Here is an 18,309-nt window from a genome sequence, read left to right as displayed (position 1 = left end):
TTCCTATTCTAACCGATGTTATGTGCGGATGCAAGATAAACTGGTAAGAGAGGGGAAGGTGTGGTATAATAAACGACAAAGGCAGAGCCGGGAATATTTTGCAGGACTCTGCCCTTCCCATTATCAAAGCCAGTCTTTTTTAGGCTTGGCCGACGCACTGTTGCCGGCCTTCACAAGATTAAGACAGGAGATAAACCATATGACATCAAGACATGAACTCAAAATTCTCCCCGGAACGCCTTATCCCATGGGGGTGTCCCTGACGAATGACGGAAAGGTTAATTTTGCGGCCGCACTTCATACCAGGGAGGAATGCGGTGTCCTTCTTTATCTGCATGCGGCGGGAAAGCCTGTGCGTATTCCCTTCACAGAAAAAAACAGAATAGGCAACATTTACTGTATGCAGGCGGAGGGCCTGGCGGATACGAAATTCCAGTATAATTTTTATGCGGGAGAGGAGATTATAACCGATCCCTATGCGGACGTCATATACGGGAACGAGCGCTGGGGCCGTCAGACGGATCCAAAGCTCCGCGGAGGCTTCAGCAGGCATACCTATGACTGGGAGAACGATGCGCCGCTTATGACCCCGCTGTCGGAAACCATTCTTTATCTTGTGCATCCCCGGGGTTTTACCAGGCATGCCTCCTCAGGAGTGGAGCATAAGGGAACCTTTGCCGGTATCGTGGAGAAAATCCCTTATCTGAAGGAGCTTGGAATCACTGCTGTAGAACTGATGCCCTCCTATGAGTTTTTGGAGCTGGAAAAGCCGGAATGCAGGGAAATGAGCATGGAGGATGCGGTGAACCACTACAGGGATTTACCCGCAGGGGAAGAGGAAGCGCCCCGGATCAATTACTGGGGGTATAAAAAGGGATACTATTTTGCACCCAAAATGTCCTATTCCAGCTCCGACTGCCCGGCGGAGGAATTTAAGGACATGGTGAAGAAGCTGCATCAGAACGGGATTGAGGTAATCATGCAGTTCTATTTTCCTGTGGATGTAAAGAGGGCATATATTCTTGAGGTTATCAAATACTGGGTGTTCAGCTGCCATGTGGATGGCTTCCATCTGCTGGGAGTCCATATCCCCACGGCGCTTCTGGCCACGGAGCCGATGCTGGGCAATACCAAGCTTTTTTATACCGATTTTTCCTGTGATGAAATTTATGATAACAGCGATATTCCCGCCTATAAGAATCTGGCGGTTTATAATGACGATTTTATGTATGCGGTCCGCCATTTCCTGAAAAGCGACGAGGGTTCCCTGCTGCCAGCCCTGGGTAGCCTGCGTAAGAATCCCAGGCAGACAGGCGTGATTAATTATGTGACCAACTATTCCGGCTTCACCCTGGCGGATCTGGTTTCCTATGACAGAAAGCATAACGAAGACAACGGCGAGGAAAACAGGGACGGGGAAAATTATAACGTGAGCTGGAACTGCGGTTTTGAGGGCAGGACCAGAAAGAAATCCGTAATGGAGCTGAGAGGGAGGCAGATGAAAAATGCCATGCTGCTTTTGCTCACCTCCCAGGGAACTCCCATGATAGTCAGCGGAGATGAGTTCGGTTTCAGCCATGGAGGCAATAATAACCCCTACTGCCAGGACAATGGGGTCAGCTGGCTGAACTGGCGCCTGCAGGAGACAAATCAGGAATTTTTCAGTTTTGTTAAGCAGGCAATTGCCTACCGGAAAAAGCATCCTGTGCTGCACCGGCCGGACGAGCTTGCCATGATGGATTATATTGCCTGTGGTTATCCGGATCTGTCCTATCACGGCGAAGAAGCATGGAAGCTGAAGGCGGACAATTTGAGCCGGCAGGCCGGACTGATGTACTGCGGCTGCTACGCCAAAACGGACAGGAAAAACGATGACAATTTCATTTATATTGCATATAATATGCATTGGGAAGAACACGATTTTGCTCTGCCCTCTCTTCCGGCAGGCCTGAAATGGACCAGGGTCCTGGACACGGCTGCGAAAGAGAACGGCGTACAGGATGAAAACGGTAAAACAGCGGCTGTCAAAGGGCGCTCCGTACAGATTCTGGAAAGCAGAGAGAAAACGGAGAAAGAAAAACAGAAGGCAGGACGAAAAAAGAAGTGACAGAAGGTAAGAAGGCAGCAGGCAATATTATAGTCAGGGCATGGAAGCATTTTAAGACGATTACGCGCCATAAATATCTGGTGATGAAGGGTTGTTTTGCCGTGGGGCTGTACAGGCAGGGGCTGACGCATGACCTTTCCAAGTATGAGCCTTCGGAATTCCTTATCGGGGCCAGGTATTTCCAGGGGGACAGAAGCCCCAACAACGCGGAGCGTGAGGAGAAGGGCTATTCCAGCGCCTGGCTTCATCATAAAGGTAGGAACAGGCACCATTACGAATACTGGATTGACTACAGCACAAGGGATGTGCCCGGCGGCATTGCGCCGGTGGAGATGCCTGTAAAATATGTGGCGGAAATGCTCATGGACAGGATTGCCGCCTCCAAGGTATACCGGGGTGATAAATACCGGGATGAGGATCCCCTGCTGTATTTTCAGTCCGCGAAAGAGATTCCCATCATGCATGAAAATACGCGTAAGCTGCTGCTGAAGCTTCTGACCATGCTGGCGCAGCAGGGAGAAAAGAAGACCTTTGCCTATGTAAGAAAAGAGCTTCTGGGCAGAAGGAAGTAAAAGCGGTGGAACCAAATCTCTCCTTTTACATATAGTAGTGTAAAGGAGATGAGAATATGAACTGTTTATGCTTATTACTACTCTTATGCTGCTGCTGCAATAACGGAAACGGCGGCGGTCAGAACAACGACGGATGTCATGGCGGCTGCGGCTGCCGGAATAACAACAGCTGCAGGAGCGGCTGCCAGCGCGGCGGATCTCAGGATGGCTGCGGCTGCGAAAGAGGCAATATGGGAAATGTAGCTCCCTGCCCGGAGGTCAGGCCTGTCTGTCCTTGTGCGGATGTGAGACCGGAGCCCCCGCTTCCCAGGCCGGAGCCCAGACCGAGAACGGAGCCGCTTCCCAGACCTTTCCCTACTTTTTCCGAGGGGAATAGCTGCGGTTGTGACGACTGATTGAGACAGGAAAACAGAATAGGTTTAACAAGAAGCCCCGGCAGTCCGCTGCCGGGCTTTTGCTGTGCAGAAATCGGTCCGGGCTGCACATTTAGCAGCAGCCTTAACTGTCACAGGACGGACATCTGGAAGCTTTTTTCGGTATCCGGCTTAACGGAGCACCTGCTGCATATCCTCCGGAAGCGGCGAGGTGAAAACCATAGGCTGCCCTGTGATGGGATGGCTGAATTCCAGGCGGCAGGAATGGAGCGCCTGCCGGCTGATGAGGGTTTTGTCAGGATAATAGAGAAAGTCCCCGATTAAGGGATATCCCAGATATTTCATATGCACGCGGATCTGATGGGTGCGCCCTGTCTCCAGGTGAAGGGAGATAAGGGAGCACCCGTTTTTTTCCTGCAGTACCCGGTAGTGTGTGACAGCGCGTTCCCCATGCTCAAAATCAACCATACGCTCAATGGCGGAGCCCGGCTTCCTGCCTAAAGGCGCATCCACAGTGCCCTCAGGAGGCATTCCGGTACCGCTTACAATAGCCAGGTATTCTCTGCTGATTTCCCTGCGGGCGGCCATGACGGAAAGAATGCCGCCGCTTACCATATGCTTTGCGATGATGGTAAGACCGGTAGTATCCCGATCCAGCCGGTTGATGCAGCGGAATACAAAAGGAATATTCTGCGAGGCAAAGTACCAGGCCAGCCCGTTGGCAAGGGAATTTTCATAATTTTTCATAGAAGGGTGGATGGGCATATCGGCAGGCTTGTCCAGTACCATCAGATCCTCATCCTCATAAACGATATGCACAGGGAGGGGGACCGGAGGGATTTTTTCTGAGATTTCTTCCTCCAGGATGTTGATTGTAAGCGTATCTCCTTCCGCTAATTTGTGGATAACATAGGCCGGTTTACTGTTCAGCAGGATACCCTGCTCCTGTTTTTTCAGCTGCGTGAGGTTCTGACCCGAATATTTTTTCCGCTTTAAGAATTGACCGATGGTGAGCCCGTCTTCCTCCGCATTAATATGGTAAATTATTGTTCTTTTCATATTCTAAGCACCTGTCTGAATGATAATAATTTTCGATGAGGAAAAATCCCCATTCACAGTATATATGATTCCGCTGCATTTGGCATCAGTCATTTTTGGCTTATTTTTCAGGAAAACACAGACTTTTCACAATTTAAACAAAGATTGGAAACATTTTACCGATAGAATTTAAAAATAATTAACATGTTAATTATTTGGAACAGATTGTTTATTTTCAGATTGGAAAACGTTTGAGGAGGAGTCAGATGAAGACTGGCGGAAAGCTGCGGAGCCTGGAGAGAAAAAAGAAAATAGCGCTGGGAGTTGTTCCCATATTGGCACTGGCGATATTTGGCGGTGTTATTTTTTTGCTTGTAAAAAGTACGGGGAAGGAAGAAGCAGGGCAGCCGGAAGGGCCGGGCAGGCTGCCCGGTCTTGGTGAAAATGTGATTTCTGCCAGCGGAAGCACATCGGTGGGAATGCAGGAGGAAAGCTTTGATTTGGATTACATAGAAACAAAGCTGGAGATAGAAGAGGTTTTTCTGTCCAGCCAGGATGAGGCGGCGGAAGGAACCGCTATACTTAAGCTGACGGAGGAGAGCATACAAGCGGCCCGCAGGGAGCTGGAACGGAAGGCCAAACAGGCGGCGCTGGATTACAGGCAGCAGCTTCTTGACAGTGAAGAGGAAAAAATAACGGCAAAGCAGACGCTTGACGCCAGCCTGGCCCGGGGAGCCTATGCATCCTGCTCTTATGAGGAATCGCTTCAGGAATATGCGGATAAAATAAGCGAGTGCAAGGAACAGATACAAGAAGCCCAGGAGCTGGTGGAGGAATATACGGCATCCATAGAGAGCGATTATTATTATACTTATTATGAAGTGGCAGAGAAAAAGGAGGAATTTGAAAAAAGCTTTTCCTCCCTGATGCAGCTGTATGAGGAGTGGGATATTCCGGGACTGGAGGATCACTACCGTACGACAACCGAAAACGCAGGAAGCGCCTCCTCTTCTGGCGCAGCCCAGACCTCCGTTTCCGATTCCGCTTCCGGGCAGTCCGCCGGCGAGGGCCAGGCAGACGGTATGGGCCAGGCAGGCGGTATGGGGCAGCCCTCGGGCGGCGGCCAGGGCGGGAGCGCCAGCCTTACTTCGGAAAACGATTACAGCAAGCTGACCGTCTACAATATGCTGGATGAAGAGGTTCAGGAGAACGAGAAGCTGTATGAACAGGCGGTAGAGGATTATGAAGCGGCCAGGAAAAAGGCGGAAAGCTCTCTGGCGCAGGCCCAGAGTAATCTGAAACTACTGAATACCCGGCTGGAGGAGGCGCAGATCGCATACGACAAGCAGCAGGTGAGCAGTCAGGGCGATATGGAAAACACTGCGGCGGAAAGCAGCGGGGCGCAGGAAACCTATGAATCCGAACTTGGCAAAATCGAAGAAGAGTTAAACGTTGCGCTGAAGGAAAAGGAAGAAGCGGAAGAAAATCTGCAGAAATTTGAGGAGACTGTCGGCGATGGCTGTCTGTATACGCAGAGCGGCGGCACGGTCATGATGGTGGCGGCCAGAGCCGGCATGGAGCTTTCAGGAGGCAGCATGGTGCTTGCCTACAGCAATCCCGCATCCGTAACGGTTATGGCTTCCGTGGACCAGTCGGACATTGCAGCCATAGAGCTTGGGGAAAGCACAGTGGTGGAGATTGCGGATCAGGGAACCTTCCGGGGAACCGTGAGTAAAATCAACCCGGTCTCCCAGTCCGGCAGTAAATCAAGCATCTATTATTCCGTTACCATAGAACTGACCGGAGATATCAGCAAACTTACCCAGAACCTGTCGGCAACCGTATATTTCGGGATGCAGGAAGCAGAAGAGGAGGCTGTCAATGAAGCAGAAACACACGAGTAAAAAATTTGTTGTTAGGTTGCTGCTTGCAATCCTGGCATTCCTCATGCTGACCGGCGTGTGCGTATATACTGTTTTCATCCGCCCGAATCTGCATGGGGACACTGTAATTTATAAGGAAAGCCAGGTGCAGAAGGGCAATCTGGTCCAGGGGATCATGGAAAGCGGGAGCATTGCCCTGCAGGAGAGCCATATAAACTATGAGCTGGAAATTAATTATTCGGAGGAGGACGATGATGATGGGGAGGATGAGGAAGCAAGCCGTTATCTTCAGATAGAGGAGGTCTATGCCGTGCAGGGACAGCGGATGAAGGAGGGCGATCCACTCTTTAAAATTTCCCGGGACAGCATCGACGCCGTCAGACGGAAGCTTCAAAAGGCAAAATCTGAAGCGCAGCTGGAACTTGCGGATGCCAGAAGCGATTATAATACACAGGCCCGGAGCGCGAAGAGTACCTACAGCGCCTCCAAAGCGGAAGCGGACACTGCATCCCGGTCCCTTGCTGCGACGACAAACCGGCTGCAGCAGGAAATCGAGCTTCTTTACGGTGATATTCAGGTGCTGGAAGCGGAAATAAATGATTATAATGAAAAGCTGACGGATGAAGATACGCTGGAGGACTACAGTGACCTGAAATACGCCTTCGAAAAGGCGCAGGAGAAGCTGGAGGAAACGGATGCCTCCAGCGTGGCTGCCTATACTGCTAATTACAGCAGTTTCCAGAATGCAAAAACAGCCTTTGAGGAGTTGGACAACAGACTGCAGGGCTATAGGGACGGCATTGAAGAAAATCAGGAGCAGATACTCGAAAAGCTGGAGCAAATCAACCAATCCCAGGCGGATCTTTCCCGGGAGCAGCTGTCCGCACAGCAGTCCTATGACAGCGCCGTGCTGAATGGCAGTCTGGCCGGCGATATTTACGGATATACGGTGGATGACCTGGCAGGTACGGTGGAGGAAGCCCAGGCGGCGGTGGAGGAAGCGCAGGCGCTGCTTGATGATTTTGAAGCCTTTGTGGGAACGGATGGTATTGTTTATGCGGATGGCAGCGGCTTGATTACGGAGGTGGCCTATGAAGCGGGCGACAGGCTGATGAATACGGGAGCCATGCTTTCCTATGTTAAGGAAGAGGATTACACCATAACCATCGATGTTTCTGAGGAGGATATTTCTTATATTAATGTGGGAGATACGGTAGACATCGAATTCAACGCCTACCCCGACGAGCTCTGCAGCGGGATCGTCAGCGCTGTTACGACAACGGCGGACAGCAGCTATTCCTCCACGGTAAATTATCCGGTAACCATAAGGATAGAAGGGGATACCGGGAAGCTTTACGGCGGAATGACGGCGGATATCACCTTTGTGACGGACAGAGCGGAAGATGTGCTCTATGTATCGGCAAAGGCGATTGTAACCAAAGAAGACGGAAGCACCTGTGTATACATAAAAAATGCAGAAGGCGAAATGGAACTGAAGACGGTAACGACCGGATTTTCCAATGGCTCGGAAACGGAGATTACAGACGGGCTTTCGGAAGGCGATACCGTTTACATAGCGAGTACGGTAAGCGCCGGACAAAGCGAAGAAAGCCTGAAACAGACAGGAGGTTCCCGGCCGGAGCAGGGAACCGGGGAAAATGCAGGGGATGGAGAGGAAGTCATCCCTGAAGGAATGGGGGATTTTCAGGGAGGCCCGGGTGAAATGAATTTGGATTTCCCGGGAATGCCGTAAGGGAGGAAAAGCAGATATGGCAAAGCTTAAAATGACGTGGATAAAAGAAAAGAAGGCGTCCCTGTTTGTTGCTTCCGGTCTTTGTCTGGTACTGGCGGCAGGCCTGGGGACAGGACTGCGGTTAGCTTCGGAAAAGGAAGAGGAGGCCACATACAGGGAAGTGCAGGCAGAATACGGAGAGCTTACGGTTGGGCTGGAGGAAAGCGGCAATGTGACGGTAGGAACGACGGAACAGACCTTTGATCTGGATTTGAGCGCTTATACAGGAAGCAGTTCGGATGGGTTTTCCTGGGGACAGGGCGGCGGTATTTTTCAGGGAATGGGTGGGCAGAGCGGCGCAGGCAGCTCGGGCAGTTCAAGTACCCGGAATCTGATAATTGAAGAAGTCCTCATAACGGAGGGCCAGGAAATAGCGCAGGGGGATGCCTTATACAGAATAACGCAGGAAAGCATGGATTCCATCCGGGGGGAGCTGTGCAGCGACGTCTCGGAGGCTGAGGTGACCCTGGCAAAAACACAGACGCAGAAGCAGTTAACGGAGCTGGAGGCAAAACAGGCCTATGAGACAAATGTGGCCTACGGTACGCTTGCGGATGCGGAATATGAGAATTCCGTACAGGATCTGCAGGACGCAGTGACAGAGATGGAAGAACAGATCATGGAGCTGCAGGCTGAGCTTACCGAACTGAATACACAGCTGTCTGAGTACCAGGCGGATTTGGAGGTGGAAAAAAAGGTGCTGGAAAACGGAGAATATGTGGTAAGCACCACGGATATGGTGTCGGATGCCTATGGCTGGATTACGGCTGAGAACGCCAGAGAGGAAGCTGCCCAGGTTGTGGAAGGCCTGGAGGAAAGCGTGGAAGACACCACCGACACCATTGCGGAAAAGCAGAAGGAGCTGGAAGCACTGGAAAAGAGCCTGACAGGAGCGCAGAGAGATCTGGAGCTTGGCATCATAGAGGCACGGGCCCAGCTGGAAAAAAGAAACCTGAAATATAAAAACGCAGAGGAGATCTATAACGTAAGCGTGGAATTGAGCAGCTTTGAGGCAAAGAACGCGCAGGAGGATTATGAGGACGCGGCTTCCAAGCTGAACGAGTTTGATTCCTATCTGTCAGATCGAACCATCCGGGCGGAAAACAACGGCGTGATAACGGAATGTCCGCTGGAAGCGGGAGATGTGGTTAACACGGGAAGCTCACTCGCTGTACTCAATGATTATGACGAAGTAACCGTATCGGTATCCGTTGAGGAAGCAGAGCTGGCCAATATTAAGGAAGGGGATGCTGTCAATGTTTACATCGCTTCCTATCCGGATGAGGATTTTACCGGCACGGTGGATTCCATCGGGGAATCCGCCTACAACAGCTCCACAGGAACCGCTTATGTAGAAATTACGGTAAAATTAGGAGGGGAAACCTCCAAACTGTATGAAGGAATGACAGCGCAGGTGACCTTTATCACAAAAGAAACAGAAACCGTGGTTTACGTATCCAACCGGGCCGTCAGCCGTGAGTACGGGAAATCCTATGTGAAAAAGAAGGAGGCGGACGGCAGCATTACCAGACAGGAGATAATAACAGGCTTTTCGGATGGCGTAAACGTGGAAATCAAGGAAGGGCTTTCAGAAGGAGATACGGTACTGATTGAAAGTAAGGTGAGCGATTCATGAAACTGACAGAAATACTGCGCCTTGTATGGCTGAACCTATCTGCCAATAAATCAAAGATCATTCTTACATCAACAGGCATCATCGTGGGCGCGGCAACCATTATGCTTGTAATAGCCATTGGAACGGGCGGCAGGGAAGAGGTGGCCGAGCAGTTCCGGAATCTGAATGCCGGGGCAATTGATATTACTTATGAATATCAGGGCAGCGGCGCCAGAGGCTCGGATGGCTTTGGAGGAGGAATGCCGGGAGGCAGTGGGTTTGGCGGCGGATTAAGCGGAAGCGGAGGCTTCGGCGGCGGTGGGATACCCTCCGAAGGGATACCTTCCGGAGGAATGTTCATGATGGAACAGGAAGGAAGGAGCAACACTGAACGGATTACGCTTTCTTCGGAGGATATGGAGGATCTGGAAACCTTTGTGCCGGGAATTGAGAACGCCACCATGAGCTTTTCGACGACAGCATCGGTGGATGGCGGTGAGCTGGAAAGCAGTGCGACGTATACGATTGCAGGCGTGCAAAGCAACTATGCCCGGATAAGCAACCTGGAAATAGCGCTGGGAGATTTCCTGACAGAGGAAAACGACAGTTATAAGGATAAGGTATGCGTGTTGGGCATTGATGTGGCAAAGACTGTGTTCGGCAGCGTCTATGATGCTTATGACAGTACGGTTTATATTGATAACAGGCCCTATAAGGTGAGCGGCATTCTCAGTGAAATGGGAACCGTGGCCTCCGGAATCAGCCCGGATGACGCTATTTTTGTTCCCTATAACACAGGAATCAAATATCTGTCCGGTTCCGGCGTTAGTCCGACGGTTACGGTAATCGCAGAGGATGTAAATGAAGTGGAAACCGTTATCACCAATGTGAAGGCGGTATTGGCTGAAAGCTATCCCAATGCGGAATTTACGATTTCCGATGCAGGAAGCAAGATGGAGGCGGCATCCAAATCCAACGATACCCTGACGATGCTTCTTATCTGTATGGCGGTCATTGTATTTATTGTGGGAGGTATCGGTATCATGAACGTCCTGTTCGTATCGGTAAAGGAAAGAACCAATGAAATAGGTATCCTGAAGGCTATCGGCTGCTGCAAACGGGATATACTGGTGGAATTTTTGATGGAAGCCAGTTGTACCAGCATGGTGGGCGCGGTGCTGGGAGTCATGCTGGCCCTCGGGATTACCCCCGTCCTGGAGCATTTTGGAGTAAGGGTGGAATTATCTGCTTATGGCGCGGTGCTGTCACTGGTATTCGGCGTGCTTACCGGAACCCTTTTCGGTTTCTATCCGGCATATCAGGCCTCCAATCTGATTCCGGTGGTGGCTTTGAACCATGAATAGGGGAGGGAAACAGATGGAAAAGGAAAAACGCGGCAATAAGAAAAAAGGCGGGAAAAAGGTTCTGGCGGCGGCCGCCTGCATCGGGCTTCTGGCGGCGGCAGGCGGCTTTTTCTTCTGGCAGAAAAGCAGCGCGGATGCCGCTGAAGGCGCGGTTGTGATAGAAGCCGGGGAAAACGGGGAGATTATCTATGCTCAAATAGACAATATTGTGGGAAATGATATTGATGTGTCCATTATGGCGGAAACTGCATCCGGATCCGGGAACACCGGACAGAAAGTTTCCGGACAAAATGCCGTCGAATCCGGCAATGCCGGACAGAAAGTTTCCGGCCGGGAAAATGGGGCCTGGGATTTGCCGGATGGAATGCCCCAGGGAATGCCGGCAGATATGTCGGATGGAACGCCTCAGGGAATGCCGGGTGGCTATCCGGCGGATGGAGCCGGCGTTATGGGCAACGGTGGGGACGAAGGTGGAAACAGCACCAGAAACAGCACTAAGGGCAGCACAGGAAACAACGCCGGAAGCGTATCCGCCTTTACAGATACAGGTGAAACAAGAAGCTTTGAGATTCCGGCAGGCACACAGGTAATAACAAAACTTGGCGTGGAAACCACCTTTTCCCGTCTGTCCGCAGGAAACATCATCGCGCTCCTGCTGGAGAAAGGAACCGATAATATTCTGAAAATATGGGTGGTATCATGACAGGCGGACACGGGCAGAAATGCATTGGCAAATAAAAAAAGCATCAGCAATCAGGGCGGGGCGAAGCTGCTTCGTACCGGACGGAAAGGGCAGGAAGATGGGCGGCAGGAAAGAAGAAAATAAGGCAGACTGCAAAGAAAACAGAGGAGTAAACAGAAAACCGGATGAAAAAGATGTTATGATCTGCATGAACAACATCAATAAAGGATATATGCTGGGCGAAGAGAAGGTCCCGGTCCTGCGTGATGTATGCTTTCGTGTGGAAAAAGGAGAATTTGTGGCAATACTGGGGCCATCCGGTTCCGGCAAAACCACGCTGATGAATATAATAGGCTGTATGGATATTGCGGACTCCGGGGAATATTTCTTAGATGGCAATGCCATTCATGAAATGACGGAAAAGGAACTGAATGATGTGCGAAATAAGGAAATCGGCTTCATATTCCAAAATTATCAGCTGATTCCCACCTATAACATACTCCAGAATATTATTATGCCGCTGGTGGTAAGAGGCATGGACTCCAAAGAAGCTGAGGAAAAATGCATGGATACTATACGGCTTCTGGGAATTGACCACAGGCTGCGCCACAAACCCTCCGAACTGTCAGGCGGGCAGAAGCAGAGAGTGTCCATAGCCAGAGCGCTGGTGGGAGAGCCTGCTATACTTCTTGCGGATGAACCTACGGGCGCGCTGGATCGCTCCAGCGGCCAGGAGGTTCTGAAGCTGTTCGGAAAGCTCAACAGTATGGGGCATACCATAGTCATGATTACCCATGACCTGAATGTGGCAAAATCAGCGGGAAGGATTGTCAATATCATAGACGGAGAACTGAGCGAGGCAGATGGGTAAAATAGCTGCCGCCATATATTCCTGCAAATGCCCAGACCAGGTTGACCGATTATGTAAAGTTTCGTTTACTTGACCGGCCATATCGACTATAATAGGATCAGATTAAGGAGAAAATTCCTCTGCTCGCCAGAGGGACTCGCATTTTGCTCCGTAAAACAAGGAGGAAATTCCTCTGCTCGTCAGAGGACAAATTTCTAAAGAAATTGCATTTTGCTTCGCAAAACAAGGAGGAATGAGCCTATGAAAAAGAAGATATATCTGGCCGGCCTGGCAGCAGGCATCCTTTTGGCCATGCTTCCCGCCGGAACCGTGAAAGCTTCGGAAAAGCAGACAACGGAGGAGTATTATTACCAGCTGCTGTTAAGCGGCGCGTATCCATATAACACTGCGGCAAACGCAGGCGGCCTGAATACGGCGGCCGGACTGCCGGCCGGAAGCTGGGAGCAGATTGTGGCCCTGGCAAATCAGCAGCTGACCCAGGCAGTGGCCCGGCAGCAGGCACTGCAGGCGGAAAGACAGAATATGGAGGCCCAACTGCAAGCCGCAGGACAGGCTGTCGCCCAGGCTCAGGCAGCGCTGACTGCCGCCCAGCAGGCGTATGCCGCGGCCCAGCAGGCTGCGCTTTACAGCCAGCAGGCAGCGATCTTAAACCAACAGGCGGCTCAGCTGAACCAGCAGGCAGTCCTGATGAACCAACAGACGGCAAATCAGCAGATGCTTTTCAATCCGCAGTATCCATATCTGCAGGCCGGCACGCCCCAGACAGTCGTTCCTGCCCTGACAACGGAGCTTATTGTAAAGGTGCAGAATCTTCTGACGCTTTATGGCTGCAGCTGCGCTCCCACAGGCATATACGATGTGCAGACCCAGGCGGCACTGATTCAGTTCCAGACCAAATACGGCCTGGTGGTGGATGGCACTATCAATGCTCAGGTGCTCCAGCTTTTCGGCCTGGTGATGTAAAGCGGTAAAGAGGTAGACGGTATCAGCCCCGGCTCCTCTTTCCTTTCCACAAAAAAGCCTGAAGCTGTCCGGAAAATTCCGGATGGCTTCAGGCTTTATGTTTCAGCTGGATTTTACTTCCTTCCAGAGCTCATTGTAAAGAGCGTCTGCATCCTCGCCAAGATAAGTAAAGGTTTCCAGATTACTGTAATCGCTCAGCGTGGGAAAAGCAATTTTGGAATTGCGGATATCCTCGTCCTCAATAAGTTCCCTTGCGGCATCATTGGGAGTGGAATAGGTGATGTATTCAAAATTCTTCAGCGCAATGTCGGGCCGGCACATGAAGTCAATGAATTTTTCCGCGTTTTCCTTGTTCGGCGCATTTTTTGTGATAACCCAGGAATCGATCCATACATTGGTGCCTTCTTTGGGGATGACATACTCCAAATCAGGATTTTCACGCTGGGTAAAAATAGCCTCGCCGGAATAGATAACACCGATGGCGGCTTCGTTTCCGATCATTTTGTCACGCACCTGATCGATTACATAGGCCTGAACGAGAGGCTTCTGGGCAATCAGGGACTCCTTGGCCGCATTCAGCTCCTCCGGATTGACGGAATTCATGGAATAGCCGTTCAACTTTAAGGCTACCATAAAGGCATCCCTGACAGAATCCTGCATTAATATATTGTCTGCGTATTTTTCATCCCACAGGATGGACCAGCTGTCAACAGGCCCGTCCACCATGGTTTTGTTATAAAGAATACCCACGGTGCCCCAGCAGTAAGGAACGGAATATTTGTTTCCCGGATCAAATTCCTTTGACATATCCCAGTATTGCTGGCCGATATTTGCTTTGGCATTAGGAACATTGTCATAATTGATCTCTGCCAGAAGATCGTTTTCAATCATCTTCTTAATCATGTAATCGGAGGGGCAGACAACATCATATTTGGATGCGCCGGCCTCAATTTTGGGAAACATGATTTCATTGGTTTCGAATTCATCATAAATTACCTTGATTCCCGTCTCCTCCTCAAACATGGAGATGGTATCGGGATCTATGTATTCTCCCCAGTTGTAAACAACGACTTCCCCGTTGGAGCCGGAAGAAGAAGCAGAGCCGCAGGCCGTAAGGGGAAGGACAGCCAGGGACAGGGTGAGCAGCAGGGCAACGGTTTTTTTCATTTTGGTTTCCTCCTCAAAAGTAAAAATGTTGGATCACAGTCTACGTGTTTTCAGAGCGCTATGCCGCTTTTTCCCGTTTGGAAGGCGCTTTGTTCACCAACAGAAGCAATAGCAGCACAGCCACAAAAATAAGGGTGGAAAGCGCGTACATCTCCGGCTTAATCCCTTTTTTAACCTCAGTATAAATCTTGGTTGACAGGGTATCGATTCCCGGGCCTTTGGTAAAATGCGTTATGATAAAATCATCCAGCGACATGGTAAAAGCCATAAGGAAGCCGGAGAGGATGCCGGGCAGCAAATCCGGGAAAACCACCTTGAAAAAGGCTTTTGTCCTGGAAGCACCCAAGTCCATGGCCGCTTCAAAGGTGCTGGGATTGAGCTGCTTCATACGGGGCATGACGCTTAAAATAACATAAGGAATGTTAAAGGTAATATGCGAAAGCAATATGGTGCCGAAGCCGAACCTCACCCCCATACTGATAAAAAGGAGCATCAGGGAGATACCGGTCACGATCTCCGCATTCAGCATGGGTATGTTGGTGATTCCCATCATAATGGCGCGGTTCCTTTTTTTCATGCCGTTGATGGCGATGCAGGCGACGGTTCCGATACAGGTGGAAATGGCCGCGGAAAGAAAGGCTATCAGCAGCGTATTGTACAGGGCTTCCAATATAATGCTGTTCTGGAACAGCTCATAATACCATTTCAAAGTAAAACCGCCCCATTTGGCCCTTGTTTTGCTGGCATTGAAGGAAAGGACCATCAGCGTGACGATAGGGGCATACAGGAAAATAAAAATAAGAGCGATATATATTCTCTGCGCAATCGTTTTTTTCATAATGTCTGGCCTTCTCCTTCCTTATCAAATATGGAGGTTGCCACCATATTGATGATGATGAAAATCATAAGCACGATGGAAAGACCGCTGCCCAGATGCCAGTTGCCGGCCTGAGTGAACTCCTGCTCAATGACGTTGCCGATTAAAAGGATTTTGCTTCCGCCCAGCAGGTTGCTGATGACAAAGGTGGTCAGGGCGGGAACGAAAACCATGGTAACGCCGCTGATAACGCCGGGCAGGCTCAGCGGAAAAGTAACGCGCAGAAAGGTCTGCAGCTCGCTGGCGCCCAAATCCCTGGCGGCGTTGAGCACGTTGGGATCGATTTTCACCAGCACATTGTAAATCGGCAGCACCATGAAGGGCAGGAAGTTATAAACCATGCCCAGCACGATTGCCGACGGCGTGTTAATAATATTTAAAGACGGCAGATGGAAAAAGGAGAGGATGGAGTTAATCACACCCGTTTTTTCCAGCAGGGTCTGCCAGGCAAGCGTACGCAGCAGGAAATTCATCCACATGGGAAGGATGAAAATCAGTACGATGAAGCTGTGCTGGTTCACGTTCATATGCGCCAGGATCATGGCCAGCGGGTAAGCAAGCAGAAAACAGATCAGCGTGCTGATTAAGGACAGGCCGATGGAAAGCCACAGGGCCTTGGAATGCTCGGCGCTGGCAATGGCCATAACGTTGGCCAGGGTAAAAGCCCCCGTTTTATCCGTAAGCCCGTAAAAAAACACCATGCATAAAGGGATGATGATAAATGCAGCGGACCAGAACAGGTAGGGACCTGAATACAGTAATTTATGTAATTTTTTATTCATCGACAGCTACAGCCTCCTCATCCTCAGACTCCGGCTTATGCATGATCTGGATATTGAAGGGATCCACACGGATTCCCACAGCAGTTCCTACAGGGAACATGCCGGTGGAATGAACCAGCCATTCAAAGCCATTGGCAGTAACCTCCATTTCATAATGGACACCCTTGAAAATCAGATGGGTAACCACACCCTGGATCGTGCCGTTTTCCGGGGCAACCAGCTCCACATCCTCCGGACGGATAACAGCGTCAACCGGCTTATTGGTACCGAAGCCCGTATCCACGCAGGCAAATTTTGCCCCCAGAATCTGCACCAGCTTATCCTGCACCATAACGGCGTCAAAAATATTGCTGTCCCCGATGAAGTCCGCAACAAAAGCGTTTTCCGGCTCATTGTAGATGTCCTCGGGCGTACCGATCTGCTGGATATAGCCCTGGTTCATGACCACAATGGTATCGGACATGGTAAGGGCCTCCTCCTGATCGTGAGTGACATAAATAAATGTAATGCCCAGTTCATTTTTCAGGCGGATCAGCTCGTACTGCATATCCTGGCGCAGCTTCAGATCCAGCGCCCCCAAAGGCTCATCAAGCAAAAGCACCTTGGGTTCGTTTACAATCGCCCGGGCAATCGCCACACGCTGCTGCTGGCCGCCGCTTAAAGAATCCGGCATACGGTTCTCATAACCGTCCAGATTCACCAGCTTCAGCGCATACTTGATCTTATCGTTAATATAGGATTTGCTTTTCCCCTTGATTTTCAGGCCGAAAGCAATATTTTCCGCAATGTTCATATGAGTGAAGAGAGCATACTTCTGAAAAACAGTATTCAGCTGCCTTTTGTTCGGCGGAAGATTGGTAATATCCTTGCCGTCAAACAGAACCTGCCCCTTATCCGGCGTTTCAAAGCCGCCTATGATACGCAGAGTGGTAGTCTTACCGCATCCGCTGGGACCCAGCAGAGTCAGAAACTCATTTTCCCGGATATAAAGACTCATGTCGTCCAGGATGGTGGAGGAACCAAAAGATTTTGTAATATGCTGCAAATCAATCAGTCTGTTGCTCATGTGTATGCTCCGTTTCTCCGCTGTGCGGTTAAAATAATCCGGTTCCCATGGGAACCTTGTACCTTAAAAACTGGGCGGGCTGCTCACCCAAATGAGAGACGCCCCGGTTTTTTCACTGGCCGTCAGATAATGTGTGGAATTGGGCGTAAAGTAAAAGGATTCGCCTTTTTTCGCCCGGATGGCGCGCTTCCCGATATGGATGGTTACGCTGCCGCTTAAAACATACCCGAATTCCTCCCCCTCATGGGGATTATCGGGATACGTGGAGCCGCCGGGCTCCAAAGTGAGCCTGATTGGCTCCATAATATTCTTCTGGGCATTGGGAATGATCCATTCCGTTTTATTTTTACAGGATTCATCCGTCTTCTCGAAATAATCCGCTGCACTGAACACAATCTGTTCTTCCGTCTTCTCACTGAAAAATTCATTCAGGTCCGTCCCCAGCACCTGCAGGATGTCCACAAGCGTGGCGATTGACGGAGAAGTCAGATCCCGTTCCAGCTGGGAGATAAACCCCTTGGACAGCTCCGCCCTGTCGGCAAGCTCCTCCTGGGTCAGCCCCTTCTGAATCCGCAGTTCCTTTAACTTGTTTCCTATTTTCATAATCGGCTGCCGCCTTCCTAAACAACATATAATAAACTAAAAGTTTACCAACACTAAACAAGACGCTGATACCAATTATACTTTATTCCTGGTAAATGTCAATCCATTAATTTGTAAAATTTTCTGGTGGGAAATGAGGGCGTCCCCCGTCCCTCCCGCCTTCTCCGCCGGGGGTTGGCAGGGGGCGTTTGTGAGGGGCTTGGGAGAGGTGTTTGGTCCCCGGTTTTGCCCTCCCTTCTCCCGGTACGGTCGCCGGCTGTTTGCCTCCTTTGCAGGTGCGGTGGGGTGTTTTGGGCTCCAGTCTCAAAAACGGGGTATTTCTAACAGTCCCGGAAAACCAGAATTCCGCCAACGCAGCCAAAACTCCTCGCGCAGCGACTTTCAGTCGGCTGCCGCTCGTCAGACAGGCTGCTAAGGACGGCGTAATCCTGGCTTTCCGGGGCTGTAAGAAATATCACCGTTTTTTCCAATGGAGCCCAAAACACCACGCCGCACCTGCAAAGGAGGCAAACAGCCGGCGGCCATACCAGGAGAAGGGAGGGCAAAACCGGGG

Annotated in this window: 15 protein-coding genes and 1 pseudogene; 10 read left to right on the top strand and 6 right to left on the bottom strand. The window is 50.6% G+C overall.

Going from position 1 to position 18,309, the window contains the following annotated elements; all coding sequences use genetic code 11:
• The first annotated feature begins 199 nt into the window (after positions 1–199).
• Genes DXC51_RS17045 through DXC51_RS17035 form a run of 3 tightly spaced genes read left to right on the top strand, consistent with a single transcriptional unit; the run spans position 200 to position 3,074 of the window.
• Positions 200–2,107 (top strand): alpha-amylase family glycosyl hydrolase, encoded by a 1,908-nt coding sequence (locus tag DXC51_RS17045; protein ID WP_117545004.1) that lies wholly within the window; start codon positions 200–202, stop codon positions 2,105–2,107.
• Positions 2,104–2,679: a DUF5662 family protein gene (locus DXC51_RS17040; protein ID WP_025491075.1), complete on the top strand. Its 576-nt coding sequence runs from the start codon at positions 2,104–2,106 to the stop codon at positions 2,677–2,679. Before DXC51_RS17045 ends, DXC51_RS17040 begins: the two co-directional genes overlap by 4 nt.
• Before the next feature lie 56 nt (positions 2,680–2,735).
• A complete protein-coding gene (locus DXC51_RS17035; protein ID WP_021636338.1) occupies positions 2,736–3,074 on the top strand; it encodes a hypothetical protein in 339 nt (112 codons plus the stop codon).
• A 150-nt stretch (positions 3,075–3,224) separates the two neighbouring features.
• Here DXC51_RS17035 and DXC51_RS17030 read toward each other — a convergent pair whose 3' ends face one another.
• A complete protein-coding gene (locus DXC51_RS17030; RefSeq protein ID WP_117545003.1) occupies positions 3,225–4,112 on the bottom strand; it encodes an RluA family pseudouridine synthase in 888 nt (295 codons plus the stop codon).
• A gap of 245 nt (positions 4,113–4,357) precedes the next feature.
• On the opposite strand from DXC51_RS17030, the gene DXC51_RS17025 reads away from it, so the two are divergent.
• From DXC51_RS17025 to DXC51_RS16995, 7 genes are all read left to right on the top strand, one after another.
• Positions 4,358–5,995, top strand: coding sequence for an efflux RND transporter periplasmic adaptor subunit (locus tag DXC51_RS17025; protein WP_117545002.1), 1,638 nt, complete (start codon positions 4,358–4,360; stop codon positions 5,993–5,995).
• Entirely contained in the window at positions 5,973–7,727 is a 1,755-nt protein-coding gene (locus DXC51_RS17020) for a permuted SH3 domain-containing protein (RefSeq protein WP_117545001.1), read from the top strand. The genes DXC51_RS17025 and DXC51_RS17020 overlap by 23 nt, the downstream gene beginning before the upstream one ends.
• 16 nt (positions 7,728–7,743) lie before the next feature.
• Complete coding sequence (locus DXC51_RS17015; RefSeq protein WP_117545000.1) at positions 7,744–9,402, top strand: efflux RND transporter periplasmic adaptor subunit; 1,659 nt, start codon at positions 7,744–7,746, stop codon at positions 9,400–9,402.
• Entirely contained in the window at positions 9,399–10,745 is a 1,347-nt protein-coding gene (locus DXC51_RS17010) for an ABC transporter permease (protein ID WP_117544999.1), read from the top strand. Before DXC51_RS17015 ends, DXC51_RS17010 begins: the two co-directional genes overlap by 4 nt.
• Positions 10,746–10,758: 13 nt before the next feature.
• Positions 10,759–11,448 carry a hypothetical protein gene (locus DXC51_RS17005; RefSeq protein ID WP_117544998.1) on the top strand — a complete coding sequence of 230 codons (690 nt, stop codon included), beginning with the start codon at positions 10,759–10,761 and terminating at the stop codon, positions 11,446–11,448.
• Between the two features lie 178 nt (positions 11,449–11,626).
• Positions 11,627–12,298, top strand: a complete 672-nt coding sequence (locus DXC51_RS17000) for an ABC transporter ATP-binding protein (protein ID WP_117545066.1) — start codon at positions 11,627–11,629, stop codon at positions 12,296–12,298.
• Between the two features lie 240 nt (positions 12,299–12,538).
• On the top strand, positions 12,539–13,261 hold the full coding sequence (locus DXC51_RS16995) for a peptidoglycan-binding domain-containing protein (RefSeq protein WP_117544997.1): 723 nt from the start codon (positions 12,539–12,541) through the stop codon (positions 13,259–13,261).
• A gap of 102 nt (positions 13,262–13,363) precedes the next feature.
• Here DXC51_RS16995 and DXC51_RS16990 read toward each other — a convergent pair whose 3' ends face one another.
• The 5 genes and pseudogenes from DXC51_RS16990 to DXC51_RS16970 all read right to left on the bottom strand — a co-directional run bounded on the left by DXC51_RS16990 (position 13,364) and on the right by DXC51_RS16970 (position 17,756).
• Positions 13,364–14,428, bottom strand: coding sequence for an ABC transporter substrate-binding protein (locus DXC51_RS16990; RefSeq protein ID WP_117544996.1), 1,065 nt, complete (start codon positions 14,426–14,428; stop codon positions 13,364–13,366).
• A gap of 81 nt (positions 14,429–14,509) precedes the next feature.
• A pseudogene (locus DXC51_RS16985) lies at positions 14,510–15,266 on the bottom strand (ABC transporter permease); the annotation flags it as partial.
• Positions 15,263–16,087, bottom strand: a complete 825-nt coding sequence (locus tag DXC51_RS16980; RefSeq protein WP_025491082.1) for an ABC transporter permease — start codon at positions 16,085–16,087, stop codon at positions 15,263–15,265. The gene DXC51_RS16980 and the pseudogene DXC51_RS16985, both read right to left, overlap by 4 nt.
• Positions 16,080–17,153 carry an ABC transporter ATP-binding protein gene (locus DXC51_RS16975; RefSeq protein ID WP_021636324.1) on the bottom strand — a complete coding sequence of 358 codons (1,074 nt, stop codon included), beginning with the start codon at positions 17,151–17,153 and terminating at the stop codon, positions 16,080–16,082. Before DXC51_RS16975 ends, DXC51_RS16980 begins: the two co-directional genes overlap by 8 nt.
• Positions 17,154–17,216: 63 nt before the next feature.
• Entirely contained in the window at positions 17,217–17,756 is a 540-nt protein-coding gene (locus DXC51_RS16970) for a helix-turn-helix domain-containing protein (RefSeq protein WP_025491083.1), read from the bottom strand.
• Positions 17,757–18,309 lie beyond the last annotated feature (553 nt).

The organism is Eisenbergiella massiliensis (genome assembly GCF_003435485.1).
The sequence above is the reverse complement of the archived record's forward strand: the minus strand, read 5'-3'. Positions and strand labels throughout refer to the sequence as shown.

Bases quoted from the DNA above. Each gene is read 5' to 3' on its own strand.
- DXC51_RS17035 (WP_021636338.1), top strand. From the start codon at position 2,736: ATGAACTGTTTATGCTTATTACTACTCTTATGCTGCTGCTGCAATAAC.
- DXC51_RS16970 (WP_025491083.1), bottom strand. From the start codon at position 17,756: ATGAAAATAGGAAACAAGTTAAAGGAACTGCGGATTCAGAAGGGGCTG.
- DXC51_RS17030 (WP_117545003.1), bottom strand. From the start codon at position 4,112: ATGAAAAGAACAATAATTTACCATATTAATGCGGAGGAAGACGGGCTC.
- DXC51_RS16990 (WP_117544996.1), bottom strand. From the start codon at position 14,428: ATGAAAAAAACCGTTGCCCTGCTGCTCACCCTGTCCCTGGCTGTCCTT.
- DXC51_RS17025 (WP_117545002.1), top strand. From the start codon at position 4,358: ATGAAGACTGGCGGAAAGCTGCGGAGCCTGGAGAGAAAAAAGAAAATA.
- DXC51_RS17000 (WP_117545066.1), top strand. From the start codon at position 11,627: ATGATCTGCATGAACAACATCAATAAAGGATATATGCTGGGCGAAGAG.
- DXC51_RS16980 (WP_025491082.1), bottom strand. From the start codon at position 16,087: ATGAATAAAAAATTACATAAATTACTGTATTCAGGTCCCTACCTGTTC.
- DXC51_RS17020 (WP_117545001.1), top strand. From the start codon at position 5,973: ATGAAGCAGAAACACACGAGTAAAAAATTTGTTGTTAGGTTGCTGCTT.
- DXC51_RS16995 (WP_117544997.1), top strand. From the start codon at position 12,539: ATGAAAAAGAAGATATATCTGGCCGGCCTGGCAGCAGGCATCCTTTTG.
- DXC51_RS17015 (WP_117545000.1), top strand. From the start codon at position 7,744: ATGGCAAAGCTTAAAATGACGTGGATAAAAGAAAAGAAGGCGTCCCTG.
- DXC51_RS16975 (WP_021636324.1), bottom strand. From the start codon at position 17,153: ATGAGCAACAGACTGATTGATTTGCAGCATATTACAAAATCTTTTGGT.
- DXC51_RS17005 (WP_117544998.1), top strand. From the start codon at position 10,759: ATGGAAAAGGAAAAACGCGGCAATAAGAAAAAAGGCGGGAAAAAGGTT.
- DXC51_RS17010 (WP_117544999.1), top strand. From the start codon at position 9,399: ATGAAACTGACAGAAATACTGCGCCTTGTATGGCTGAACCTATCTGCC.
- DXC51_RS17045 (WP_117545004.1), top strand. From the start codon at position 200: ATGACATCAAGACATGAACTCAAAATTCTCCCCGGAACGCCTTATCCC.